The sequence below is a fragment of the Nocardioides sp. genome (assembly GCF_036267815.1).
GTDB lineage: Bacteria > Actinomycetota > Actinomycetes > Propionibacteriales > Nocardioidaceae > Nocardioides.
This window is the reverse complement of record NZ_DATAVI010000004.1, coordinates 1-12,306: the sequence shown is the minus strand read 5'-3', so window position 1 is coordinate 12,306 and position 12,306 is coordinate 1. Positions and strand designations below refer to the sequence as shown.

General features: G+C 72.2%; 10 protein-coding genes. 4 read left to right on the top strand and 6 right to left on the bottom strand.

Going from position 1 to position 12,306, the window contains the following annotated elements:
• The 3 genes from VHW64_RS00620 to VHW64_RS00610 all read right to left on the bottom strand — a co-directional run bounded on the left by VHW64_RS00620 (position 1) and on the right by VHW64_RS00610 (position 3,927).
• Positions 1-1,755: an acetolactate synthase large subunit gene (locus VHW64_RS00620; protein ID WP_329648558.1), complete on the bottom strand. Its 1,755-nt coding sequence runs from the start codon at positions 1,753-1,755 to the stop codon at positions 1-3.
• A gap of 234 nt (positions 1,756-1,989) precedes the next feature.
• Positions 1,990-2,622 (bottom strand): 4a-hydroxytetrahydrobiopterin dehydratase, encoded by a 633-nt coding sequence (locus VHW64_RS00615; protein ID WP_329648557.1) that lies wholly within the window; start codon positions 2,620-2,622, stop codon positions 1,990-1,992.
• A 102-nt stretch (positions 2,623-2,724) separates the two neighbouring features.
• Positions 2,725-3,927, bottom strand: a complete 1,203-nt coding sequence (locus tag VHW64_RS00610; RefSeq protein WP_329648556.1) for a kynureninase — start codon at positions 3,925-3,927, stop codon at positions 2,725-2,727.
• Positions 3,928-3,976: 49 nt separating this feature from the next.
• Here VHW64_RS00610 and VHW64_RS00605 point away from each other — a divergent pair, with 49 nt between their 5' ends.
• A complete protein-coding gene (locus VHW64_RS00605) occupies positions 3,977-4,624 on the top strand; it encodes a Pr6Pr family membrane protein (RefSeq protein WP_329648555.1) in 648 nt (215 codons plus the stop codon).
• Here the strand turns inward: VHW64_RS00605 and VHW64_RS00600 are convergent.
• Complete coding sequence (locus VHW64_RS00600) at positions 4,611-5,669, bottom strand: hypothetical protein (protein ID WP_329648554.1); 1,059 nt, start codon at positions 5,667-5,669, stop codon at positions 4,611-4,613. The two genes, VHW64_RS00605 and VHW64_RS00600, sit on opposite strands and share 14 nt — an antisense overlap.
• Positions 5,670-5,680: 11 nt before the next feature.
• The gene (locus VHW64_RS00595; protein WP_329648553.1) at positions 5,681-6,487 is read right to left on the bottom strand and encodes a PP2C family protein-serine/threonine phosphatase; all 807 of its coding nucleotides are present in this window, start codon (positions 6,485-6,487) and stop codon (positions 5,681-5,683) included.
• A gap of 108 nt (positions 6,488-6,595) precedes the next feature.
• On the opposite strand from VHW64_RS00595, the gene VHW64_RS00590 reads away from it, so the two are divergent.
• Together VHW64_RS00590 and VHW64_RS00585 are read left to right on the top strand one after the other, a co-directional pair.
• Positions 6,596-7,966 (top strand): pyridoxal phosphate-dependent decarboxylase family protein, encoded by a 1,371-nt coding sequence (locus VHW64_RS00590; RefSeq protein WP_329648552.1) that lies wholly within the window; start codon positions 6,596-6,598, stop codon positions 7,964-7,966.
• Positions 7,963-9,012, top strand: a complete 1,050-nt coding sequence (locus VHW64_RS00585) for a S66 peptidase family protein (RefSeq protein WP_329648551.1) — start codon at positions 7,963-7,965, stop codon at positions 9,010-9,012. The genes VHW64_RS00590 and VHW64_RS00585 overlap by 4 nt, the downstream gene beginning before the upstream one ends.
• Positions 9,013-9,030: 18 nt before the next feature.
• On the opposite strand, the gene ilvD is transcribed toward VHW64_RS00585, so the two are convergent.
• Positions 9,031-10,707 carry a dihydroxy-acid dehydratase gene (gene ilvD, locus VHW64_RS00580; protein WP_329648550.1) on the bottom strand — a complete coding sequence of 559 codons (1,677 nt, stop codon included), beginning with the start codon at positions 10,705-10,707 and terminating at the stop codon, positions 9,031-9,033.
• Positions 10,708-10,833: 126 nt separating this feature from the next.
• Between ilvD and VHW64_RS00575 the strand changes: the two genes are divergently transcribed.
• Positions 10,834-12,186: an MFS transporter gene (locus tag VHW64_RS00575; RefSeq protein WP_329648549.1), complete on the top strand. Its 1,353-nt coding sequence runs from the start codon at positions 10,834-10,836 to the stop codon at positions 12,184-12,186.
• Positions 12,187-12,306 lie beyond the last annotated feature (120 nt).

Below are 12,306 nucleotides of genomic sequence, written 5' to 3'. Positions count from 1 at the left end.
TCAGGCCTCGTCCGCCTCGAACTGCGGCGCCAGGTCACGGGCGTACTGGATCTCGTCGTTGCTCGTGCCGGCGGCGACCATGGGCCACACCATGGCATCGCGGTGCACCCGGAAGTCGACCACGACCGGGCGGTCGTCGATCGCCATCGCCTTCTCGATCGTCGCGTCGACGTCGAGCGGGGACTCGCAGGCCAGACCCTCGCAGCCGTAGGCGTCGGCCAGCTTGACGAAGTCCGGGATGCGCTTGGAGTCCAGGTCGGTGTTGGAGTACCGGGAGTTGTAGAACAGGGTCTGCCACTGCCGCACCATGCCGAGCGACTCGTTGTTGATGATCGCGACCTTGATCGGGATGTCGTTGATCGCGCAGGTGGCCAGCTCCTGGTTGGTCATCTGGAAGCAGCCGTCGCCGTCGACCGCCCAGACCGTGGCCTCGGGCCGGCCCACCTTGGCTCCCATCGCCGCGGGCACGGCGTACCCCATGGTCCCGAGGCCGCCGGAGTTGATCCAGGTGCGCGGCCTCTCGAAGTCGATGTAGTGGGCCGCCCACATCTGGTGCTGCCCGACCCCGGCGCAGTAGATGGTGTCCGGGCCGGCGATCGCACTGAGCCGCTCCAGGACGTACTGCGGCGCCAGGCTCCCGTCCGAGGGCTCGTCGTAGCCGACGGGGTAGCGCTTCCTGATCCCCACGATGAAGTCGACCCACTGCTCGTAGTCGCCGGTGTGGCCCGCCGCCGACTCGGCCCGCAGGAGGGCGGTCAGGTCCGCGATCACCTCCCGGCAGTCACCCACGATCGGGACGTCCGCCATCCGGTTCTTGCTGATCTCGGCCGGGTCGATGTCGGCGTGGATGACCCTCGCCCCGGGGGCGAACGAGTCGAGGTTGCCGGTGACACGGTCGTCGAAGCGCGCGCCCAGCGAGATGATCAGGTCGCTGCGCTGAAGGCCTGCCACCGCCGCGACGGTGCCGTGCATGCCGGGCATCCCGAGGTGCTGCGGGTGGCTGTCGGGGAGCGCCCCACGGGCCATCAACGTCGTCACGACCGGGATGCCGGTGAGGTTCGCGAGCTCGAGCAGCTCCCGCGACGCAGCGGCCCTGATCACCCCGCCCCCGACGTAGAGCACCGGACGCCGGGACTCCAGGATCAGCCGGACGGCCTCCTTGATCTGCTTGGCGTGTGGTCGGGTGACCGGCCGGTAGCCCGGCAGGTGGAGCTGCTCGGGCCAGGCGAACGTCGTGGTCGCCTGGAGCGCCGACTTCGCGACGTCGACGAGCACCGGGCCCGGCCTGCCGGTCGAGGCGATGTGGAAGGCCTCGGCGACCGTGCGTGGGATCTCGGCCGGATCGGTCACCAGGAAGTTGTGCTTGGTGACCGGCATCGTGATGCCGCGGATGTCGGCCTCCTGGAAGGCGTCGGTCCCGATCGCGCTGGCCCCGACCTGACCCGTGATCGCCACGATCGGCACCGAGTCCATGTGCGCGTCGGCCAGCGGGGTCACCAGGTTGGTGGCACCGGGCCCCGAGGTCGCCATGCAGACGCCGACGCCGCCGGTGGCCGCGGCGTACCCCTGGGCCGCGTGGCCGGCGCCCTGCTCGTGTCGCACGAGGATGTGTCGGATCGAGGAGTCCATCAGAGGGTCGTACGCCGGGAGGATCGCGCCGCCGGGGATCCCGAAGATATGTCGCGTGCCTGCCGACTCCAGCGACCTGATCAGGCTCTGGGCGCCGCTCATCGTCACGCCCGTCTGCTGGGTCATCGCCATGTCCTGTCTGTGGCCGTACAGCCGGTCGAGGGAACAAAAAACCCCTCGGCCGGGACGGCGAGGGGTGACGCGTGGACGAGCCTGGGGCTCAACCCGCGCGTCGGGTGGGTACAAGAAGCGTCGTGCGCATGGAACCACGGTCCCCGCGCGCCTCGCCGACGTCAAGACGAGTCTGCCAGGCGTCCCACTATCTGGTACGCCGGTCCCGGCCTCTGGACAGCCGCGGGGTCAGTCTCGGCCGGCCGCGGTGCAGACGCAGGCCCGGTTGCCCTCGGCGTCGGCGAGCACCGTGAACGCCGGCGCCCGGTCGGCGGACACCAGCGTCCCACCGGCAGCCAACGCCGCGTCGATCCGCTGCTGCGCGACCTCCGGAGCCACGGTGACGTCGAGATGGAACCGCTGCCGGGGTACGTCGTGCGGCTCGGTCTGCTGGAACCACACGGGGGGCAGCGCCTCGCCCGAGCCGTCGTCGAGCCCGAGCACCGCGCGCCAGAAGGGCTCGATCGCCGCCTCGTCCACCGCGTCCAGCCCGATCTCGAGCAGCGCGAGCCGCGACGGGTCGGCCGGGATCCCCAGCGCCGCGGCCGCGGCGCTGACCTGCCGGGCCAGGTCGACGTCGCGCGAGGTGACCCCGCCGGCGTCGTGGCTCACCAGGGTGACCCGGACGTACGGGTAGCGCAGGTCGACGTCGGGGTGGTGGTCGGCGGCCTCGGCGAGCTCGCCGATCCGGTCCACCAGCGCCAGGCCGGCCGCGAACCCACCGCTGGCGTAGTGCGCATGCAGAGCGCCGTGGAGCCAGCGCCAGTCGGTCAGGCCGAGGCCCTCGACCTCGGTGAAGGTCATCGTCTGCCTCGAGCCCATCCGTCCACCCCTCACCCTCTGTGCGCCACGGCTTCTGGACCCGTGGGCGACAGCGCCAACCCTGCCACAGCCAGCCGACAGCGGCGGGGGCGAGCCGCTGCGTCAGTCCAGGGCCTGGAGCACCTGTCGTACCTGCTCGACACCGCGCCCGAGCTCGTCGTAGGACGTCGACAGCGGTGACAGGCCGACCCGGAGCCCGCCGGGATCGCGGTAGTCCGGCAGCACGTCGCGCTGCCACAGCATCGTCACCACCTCCCTCATCCGCGGGTGGTGCAGGGTCACGTGGCCGCCCCGCCGCTCGGGCGCCCGAGGAGAGGCCACCGTGACTCCGTACGTCGCTAGGTGCTCGTCGGTCAGCTCCACGGCGTACGCGGTCAGCTGCTCGGACTTCGCGCGGACAGCGTCGATGCCCGCCTCGTCGATGAGGGCCACCATGTCCTGGACCGGGAGCATCCCGATCACCGCGGGCGTGCCGGAGGTGAACCTGCGGATGCCACGCACCGGCAGGTAGTCGGGTCCCATCAGGAACGGGTCGGTGCTGCCCAGCCAGCCCTGGATCGGCTGCGTGAACGACTCGAGGTGGCGCTCGGCGACGTAGCAGAACGCCGGCGAGCCGGGGCCGCCGTTGAGGTACTTGTAGGTACAGCCCGCCGCCAGGTCGACCTCCCAGGCGTCGAGCTCGGTCGGGACCGAGCCGACGGAGTGGCACAGGTCCCACAGCACCAGGGCTCCCGCGTCGTGGGCGACCCGGGTGATCCCGGGGACGTCGGCGACCCAGGACGATCGGTAGGAGACGTGGCTGAGCGAGACCAGCGCGGTCTGCTCGCCGACGACCTCGGCGACCTGCTCGACGGTGACACCGGCCGAGGTGTCGACGTCGACCCAGCGGACCGTGAGCCCGCACTCCCTGGCCACACCCTCGGCGAGGTACCGGTCGGTCGGGAAGTTGTCGCGGTCGATGACGATCTCGGTGCGTCCGGGTCGTGCCGCCACCGCCGTGCGCATGAGCTTGTAGAGCAGGACCGTGGTCGAGTCGCCGATCGTCACCTGACCCGGAGCGGCGCCGAGGCAGACCCGGCCGAGCTCGTCGCCCAGGCTCAGCGGCAGGTCGAACCAGCCCTCGTCCCAGCCCCGGATCAGCCGCTCGCCCCACTCCTTCCCGACGAAGGAGCGCAGCCGCTCGGCGGTGCCCTTCAGCGGACGGCCGAGCGAGTTGCCGTCGAGGTAGACCAGCGGCGAGTCGGTGCCGACGAAGCGCTCGCGCAGGGCGGCGAGCGGGTCGGCGTCGTCCAGGGCGTGGGTCATGCCCCGCAGTGTCGCATCAGCGCGGCGGCCAGCACTAAGGTCGATCTCCGTGAGAGCCGCCCGAGCCTGGCACCTCCTGACGGCCACGGTGGCGCTGGTGGCACTGGTGCTCCAGCTCGTGCTCGTGGTCAAGGGCGGTCGGGTGCTCTCGGAGGCCTACCCACCGAGCCTCGGCGACCGCCTGCTCAGGTTCGTGGCCTACTTCACCGTCGAGAGCAACCTGCTCGTGCTGGTGACGACGGCGAGGCTCGCTCGTGACCCGGCCCACGACGGCCCGTGGTGGCGGGTCGTCCGCATCGACGCGGTCACCGGGATCGCCGTGACCGGCCTCGTGCACTGGTTCCTCCTGCGTCCGTTGCTGCACCTCGACGGCGCCGACCTGGTCGCGGACCGACTGCTGCACGTCGTCGTGCCCGTGCTGTCCGTCGTCGGCTGGCTGCTGTTCGGACCGCGCCCGCGGGTCGACTGGTCGGCATGCCTGCGGGCCCTGGCCTGGCCGGTCGGCTGGGTGGTCGTCATCCTGGTCTCGGGGGGGTGGACCGGGTGGTATCCCTATCCGTTCCTCGACCACCGGCTCCACGGGTGGGGCCATGTCGTGGTCGTGTGCGCCGCGATCACGGCGCTGTTCGTCGTCGTGCTGGCCGCACAGGGCGAGTACGACCGGCGACGTGCGCCGCGACCCGTCACTGGTAGCTGACGAAGCTCACCCGGGGCCGGATCCGGCGTACCTCCTGGGGTGTGAAGCGGTGGACGTCCCAGTGGTAGAAGAGCTTGAAGCCCTGTCGGAACTGATGCGGCCGGGCCACCGCGTGGTACGTCGCGAGCTTCTGCCCGCGGGTGCCGAACCCGTCGGTGTGCTGGACCATCGCGAGCCCCGGCCGGTGCACGATCCTGCCGATGTCCGGCAGCATCGAGAGCCGGAACTGGTGCAGGACGAACAGCTTCTGGGGCAGCTGGTCCCGCGTCACGAGCCGGGAGAGCCACCGGGAGGTCCGGTTGACCTCCGCCGCGCTCACGTGGCCAATCACCTGGCCGGGCACCTGGTGGGGTCCCATCCGCCACTCGGGGTCCAGGGCGAGCCCGACCCACGGCTTGGACAGCGCCCACGCCCACCGCTTGGCCACGACCGGGAACGGCGCCCGGCCGGTCTGGAGGTCGAGCAGGAGGAGGGCGCCGTGGCGGTGAGCCGCACGGACGTACTGCGCGACCAGGCCGCGAGGGATGTCGTGGCTGAAGACGTGGTCGGGGCCCGGCCCGCCGTCGGCGACGGTGACGATCAGCTCGAAGACCGGCTGGATGTGCTCGCCGGGCCGGGCGAAGGGCCGCGCGGCCCGCATCAGCCGGTGGAACATCGTGTCGGGGTCGCTGTCCCCGAGCACGCCCATCGACGCGGTCTGCGCGGTGCCGTAGTAGGCGACCAGGAACCGGTGCTGCGCGAAGACCTGGTAGCCACCACCCGGCAGCTGCGGCTTCGGCGCTATCGGCGGCGGTGCCGCCGCGACGTAGGGCGGAGGGACGGTGCCGCCGGTCGCGCTGTCGGTCGGCGTGCCGCTCGAGCTGCTCGGGGCTCCGGTCGGATCCCCGGATCGTGTGGAGACCGGCGGCGCCGCGGCGCCTGGCGGATCGCCTGAGCCGCCGCCCAGCCGCCCGAGGACGGCAGCGAGCAGCACGAGCACGACCAGTCCCGCCAACGCCAGCGAGAGCGGCGAGCGCAGGCGAGCGCGGGTCGTGGACGACAGCACCTGGAGCCTCCTCAAGCCTCGGTGGTCCGGATGGCGGCCGGGTCGACGACGAGGCGCGGATCTGCCATCGCCCCCAGGACCCGGCCGTCGGGGCGCCGGGGTGGACCGTCGCGCAGGTCGGCGACCAGGCAGGTCACGTTGTCGCCACCGCCGCCCGCCAGCGCCAGACCCACCAGCTCGAACGCCGCCTCGTCCGGGTCGACGATCGCCAGGGCGGCCGGCAGCTCGGCCTCGGCGACGTAGTCGGTCAGGCCGTCGCTGCACAGCAGCACGCGGTCGCCGACCACCAGGTCCAGCTCGCGCAGGGCCGGCGCGACGGGCTCCTCGGCGTTGACCGAGTGCAGGACGACGTTGCGGAGCGGGTGTGTGGGCACCTGATCCGGCGCCAGCTCGCCCTTGTCGACGAGGAGCTGGACCAGCGTGTGGTCGGTGGACAGCCGGGTGATGGCGCCCTCGCGGAACAGGTAGGCCCGCGAGTCGCCCAGGTGCGCGAGCACCACGCGGTCGCCGCGCACCAGCACCGCGGTCAAGGTGGTGGCCATCCCCGCCCGCGAGCCGTCGTCCTCGATGCCGCGCCGGAGCTCGCGACGGGCGGTCGCGACCGCCTCCGCGAGCAGCGAGGCGGCGTCCTGGTCGGGGTGACCCGAGGCCAGGGCGGCCACGACGTAGGTCGTCGTCGCCGAGGCGACCTCGCCCGCAGCGGCACCACCGACGCCGTCCGCAACCAGCTGGAGGTAGGGACCGGCGAACCCGGCGTCCTCGTTGTGCTCACGCACCAGGCCGGTATCCGACGCGGCGCCGTAGGCGAAGTGCAGCACGCGGCCTCCCAGGACGAGGGACGGGTCACAGACAGGGGACGAGGTGGGACGGCGCAGGACCGGCGAAAGGTTGTCGACGCTGGGCCGCTCGCACGCGAGAGTGACCCTATGGAAGCACGTACCGCCGCCCTCGGCCGGGCTCGGGACCACGCCCTCGCGTGGTTGTCCTCGCTCGACGACCGGCCCGTCCCACCCCAGGTGGACGCCGACGAGGTGGTACGCCGCCTCGGCGAGCTGCCCGACGGACCGACTCCCTCAGCCGACGTCGTGGACCTGTTGGCGCAGGCCTGCGAGCCGGGGCTGGTCGCGATCCCCTCAGGCAGGTTCTTCGGGATGGTGATCGGCGGGTCGCTGCCAGCCGCGCTCGCCGCCGACTGGCTGACGTCGGCCTGGGACCAGAACGTCGGCCTGCGCGCGCTCACCCCCGCGGGCGCGGCGGTCGAGGAGGTCGCCGGCCGCTGGCTGCTCGAGCTCCTCGGGCTGCCGGCGGAGTCCGCTGTGGGGTTCGTGACCGGGGCCACCATGGCGAACTTCACCTGTCTGGCTGCCGCCCGCGACACGGTCCTCCTCCGCGCGGGGTACGACGTACGGCGAGGCCTGTCGGGCGGCCCCGCGGTCCGCGTCCTGGTCGGTGCCGAGCGGCACCCGTCGGTGGATCTGCCGTTGAGGTTCCTCGGCCTCGGCGACCCGCAGGTCGTCGCGGCCGACGAGCGAGGGCGCATCCGCCCGGAGGCACTGGCCCAGGTGCTGGCCCAGGGCGACGGGCCGACCGTCGTGGTGCTCCAGGCAGGCAACATCCACTCGGGTGACTTCGACCCCTTCGCCGAGTGCGTGGAGCTGGCGCACGAGCACGGGGCCTGGGTGCACGTCGACGGAGCGTTCGGGCTCTGGGCCGCCGTCTCGCCGCGGTGGTCGGCGGAGACGGCCGGGCTGTCCGCGGCGGACTCCTGGGCCACGGACGCGCACAAGACCCTCAACGTGCCCTACGACTCTGGCCTGGCGATCGTGCGTGACGCCGACGCCCTCGCCTCGTCGATGGCGATGCACGGGGACTACCTCATCGAGGCGACCGGTGATCCCCAGGAGCGCACGCCGGAGCTGTCGCGGCGCGGTCGCGGGTTCGCGACGTGGGCGGCCCTGCGCAGCCTGGGACGCAGCGGCGTCGTGGACCTCGTGGAGCGTCTCGCCCGCCACGCTCGCGCGTTCGCCGACGGGGCGCGCGAGATCCCCGGCTGCGAGGTGCTCAACGACGTCGCGTTCACCCAGGTGTGCCTGGCCTTCGGCGACGACGAGCAGACCCGGGCCGTGGCAGCCGCGCTGCTCGAGGACGGCACGACGTGGATGTCCGGGTCGCGATGGCACGACCGCGCGATCGTGCGCATCTCGGTCAGCAACTGGAGCACGACCCAGGACGACGTACGCCGGTCGCTCGACGCGCTTCGCCAGGCGGCCGATCGGGTTGCGAGGGTGGGGTCGTGACTCAGCCGCCGACCCAGCCGCCGAAGGCCGCCCCCGGCGACAAGGTCGCAGTCCTCTCGCCCTCGTTCGCCGCACCGGCGGTCGCACCCCGGATCCACGAGCAGGCGCTGGAGCGCATCCGCAGGGTGCTGGGTCTCGAGCCGGTGGAGTACCCCACCACCCGGTTGCTCGATGCCCCGGCCGAGGCCCGGGCCGACGACCTCAACGCCGCGTTCGCCGACCCGGAGATCCGCGCCGTCCTCGCGACGATCGGAGGCGACGACCAGATCACGGTCGTGCCGCATCTGGACGGCTCGCTGGTCCGAGCAGATCCCAAGCCGTTCCTGGGCTACAGCGACAACACCAACCTCCTGAGCTGGCTGTGGACGCAGGGCGTGGCCGCGTTCCACGGCGGCTCGACCCAGGTGCAGATCGGGCCCGGCCCGGCCCTCGACGACATCCACCTGCGGTCGCTGCGGGCGGCCCTGCTCGACGGCGGACGGCTGGAGGTCACCGAGCCCGGCGAGTCGGAGGACTTCGGCCGCCGCTGGGAGGACCCCGCGGCCCTCACGAGGTACGGCGAGCGAGACGACACCGAGCCGTGGAGCTGGTCAGGCCCCGCCCGCGCGGTCACCGGGCCCACCTGGGGGGGCTGCATCGAGGTCGTGCAGTGGGTCCTCGCCGCCGGCCGGTTCCCCGACGACCCGGCCGTCCTCGAGGGCGGCGTCCTTCTGCTGGAGAGCTCGGAGGAGCTGATCCCGGCCTCGGAGTTCGGCTACATCACGCGCGCCCTGGGCGAGCGCGGCCTGCTCGCCGCCGTCGACGCGGTCGTCGTCGCCCGCGCGGCGTCCTCGACACGTGAGCACCGACCCGACTCCGAGGCGCGCGCGGCTCACCGGGCGGCGCAGCGCGACGCGGCCCTCGAGCAGGTCGCGCGCTACAACCCCGACGCCGTCGTCGTGGTCGGCGTCCCCTTCGGCCACACCCGACCCCAGTGGGTCCTCCCCTACGGCGGCACGATGACGGTCGACTCGGGCTCGCACAGGATCTGGGCCGACTACGCCTGACCGCCCACGTGGGCGGGGTCAGCCGCAGATGGCGCCGTGGGCGGCGGACTGCACGACCGCGCGGTACTTCGCGAGCACCCCCCGGGTGTACTTCGGCGGGAGCGGCTCCCAGCCCTGGCGACGCGAGTCCCAGTCGTCACCGCGCTCGACGTCCAGCGACCGGTTGGCGACGTCGAGCGTGATTGCGTCGCCGTCGCGCACGAACGCGATCGGGCCGCCGTCGACGGCTTCGGGAGCGATGTGGCCGACGCAGAGGCCGGTCGTGCCACCGGAGAACCGGCCGTCGGTGATCAGCAGGACGTCCTTGCCGAGCCCGGCGCCCTTGATGGCGCCCGTGATCGCGAGCATCTCACGCATCCCAGGCCCCCCCTTGGGCCCCTCGTAGCGGATCACCACGACGTCGCCGGCGACGATCGTGCCCTCCTCCAGCGCGTCCATCGCCGCCCGCTCACCGTCGAAGACCCGCGCCGTACCGGTGAACGTCGAGTCGTCGAAGCCGGCCGACTTGACCACGGCGCCCTCGGGGGCCAGGGAGCCCTTGAGGATGGTGAGACCACCGGTCCGGTGGATCGGCCGGTCCAGCGAGCGCAGCACGTCGTCGTCCAGTCCGGGCGGCGACAGCTCCTCGAGGTTCTCGGCCATGGTCTTGCCGGTCACCGTCAGCACGTCGCCGTGCATGAGGCCGGCATCGAGCAGGGCCTTCATCACCACCGGGATCCCGCCGACCTTGTCGACGTCGTTCATGACGTAGCGGCCGAACGGCTTGAGGTCACCGAGGTGGGGGACCTTGTCGCCGATCCGGTTGAAGTCGTCGATGGTCAGGTCGACGTCGGCCTCGCGGGCCATCGCCAGCAGGTGGAGGACCGCGTTGGTCGAGCCCCCCAGCGCCATCACGACCGTGATGGCGTTCTCGAACGCCGCCATGGTCATCACCTGCCGCGCGGTGATGCCCTCGCGCAGCAGGTTGACCACGGCCTCTCCCGACCGATGGGCGAAGCCGTCGCGGCGGCGGTCCACGGCCGGCGGAGCGGCCGAGCCGGGCAGGCTCATCCCGATCGCCTCGGCGACGGCGGCCATGGTGTTCGCGGTGTACATGCCGCCGCACGCACCCTCCCCCGGGCAGATCGCGCGCTCGACCCGGTCGACCTCCTCGCGGCTGATCTTGCCGGCGAGGCAGGCGCCCACGGCCTCGAAGGCGTCGATGATGGTCACGTCGCGACCGTCGACCTGACCCGGCATGATCGACCCGGCGTAGAGGAACACGCTGGCCAGGTCGAGCCGGGCTGCGGCCATCATCATCCCCGGCAGGCTCTTGTCACAGCCGGCCAGCAGCACCGACCCGTCGAGCCGCTCGGCCATCATCACGGTCTCGACCGAGTCGGCGATCACCTCCCGGCTGACCAGCGAGAAGTGCATCCCCTCGTGTCCCATCGCGATGCCGTCGGAGACCGAGATGGTGCCGAACTCCAGGGGGTACCCGCCGGCCGCGTGCACGCCGCTCTTCACCGCCTGCGCCAGCCTCTGGAGGGAGAGGTTGCAAGGCGTGATCTCGTTCCAGCTGGAAGCGACTCCGATCTGCGGCTTGGCGAAGTCGTCGTCGCCCATGCCGACGGCACGGAGCATGCCGCGGGCCGCGGCCTTCTCCAGGCCGTCGGTGACGTCGCGCGAGCGGGGCTTGAGATCCGGCGTGCTCATGGTCGCAGCCTAGTGAGAAGTCGGCTTCGGCTCGCCTTTGTGTCAGCGAGCGAACGGAACGCCACGCCTGCCTCGTCCAGGGTCGGAGGCCGACCCTCTCCTGGCCCCCCACCGCAAGGACCGTCCATGGCGCTCGACACCGTTGCTCCGCAGCGACCCGGCACCGCGCCGTCCGCCGAGCAGCGCCGGCAGGCTCGGCTCGGGACGATCGGCAGCACGATCGGCAACGCCGTCGAGTGGTACGACTTCTTCCTCTACAACACCGCCGCGGCACTCGTCTTTCCCGCGCTCTTCTTCCCCGACTCCTCGGCGTACGCCGGTCGGCTCCAGGCGTTCGCGACGTACGCCGTGGGGTTCGCGGCGCGACCGGTGGGGGCCGCGCTCTTCGGCCACTGGGGCGACCGCATCGGGCGCCGCGCAACCTTGCTCGCCACCCTGCTGCTGATGGGCGGCTCGACGGTCCTGGTCGGCCTGATGCCCGGCACCGCCTCGATCGGGATGTGGGCGCCTGTCCTGCTGGTGCTGCTGCGCGTGCTCCAGGGCTTCGCCGCGGGCGGGGAGTGGAGCGGCTCGGTGCTGCTCGCGATGGAGTGGGGCGACCAGCGGCGCCGCGGGCTCGCGGCCTCGATCCCGCAGATGGGCGTCGCCTTCGGCCTGATCCTGGGCACCGGCTTCCTCTACCTGCTGAGCTGGCGGCTGAGCGCCGAGCAGTTCGCGGAGTGGGGCTGGCGCATCCCGTTCCTCCTCAGCACCGTGATGGTGGCCGTCGGGCTGTTCATCCGGGTGCGTGTCCTCGAGACGCCGAGCTTCGCGCGACGTGTCGAGCAGGGTCGGCTCCACCGGCTGCCGGCCCTCGACGCCATCGGGAAGCACTGGCGGACGATCCTCCTGTGCGCGCTTGCGCGCATGTCGGAGATGGCGCCGTTCTACGTCATCACCGCCTTCGCCCTCGGCTACATGACCCGCGACCGGGGCTACTCCACGTCGTTCGCGCTGGCGGCGATCATGTCCGCCGCGGTGGTGGAGATGGCCGTGATCCCGCTCGCCGGTCGGCTCTCGGACCGCTTCGGGCGACGTCGGGTCTACGCGCTCGGAGCGGTCCTGACGGCCGGGTACGGCTTCGTGCTCTTCGCCGCGATCGGCACGGGCGTGGCGTGGCTCGCCTTCGGCGGCGTGCTGCTGGCCCTGGTGCCGCACGGCCTCCAGGTGGCACCGCAGGCCTCGTTGTTCGCCGAGTCCTTCCCGACCTCGGTGCGCTACTCCGGAGCGGGCATGGGCTTCCACCTCGCCTCGGTCATCGCGGGTGGCCCGGCTCCCTTGGTCGCGACCTGGCTGCTGGTGACCACCGGGTCGGTCTACGCCGTCGCCGGCGCGGTCGTGGGCTGCTCCGTGGTGACCCTGGTCGCCCTCGCGCTCCTCACCGACCGCGCGGACGCCGACATCGACGACGACGCGGTCTACCAGTCCCTCCCGCGTTGAGTGGTGAGTTCCAACCCGTTGAGTGGCGAGTTCCAACGCCTTGAGTGGCGGGTTCCAACGCCTTGAGATGCGGATTCCGACTACGACAGCGACCAGGCCCGCATCTCAACGGGTTGGAAC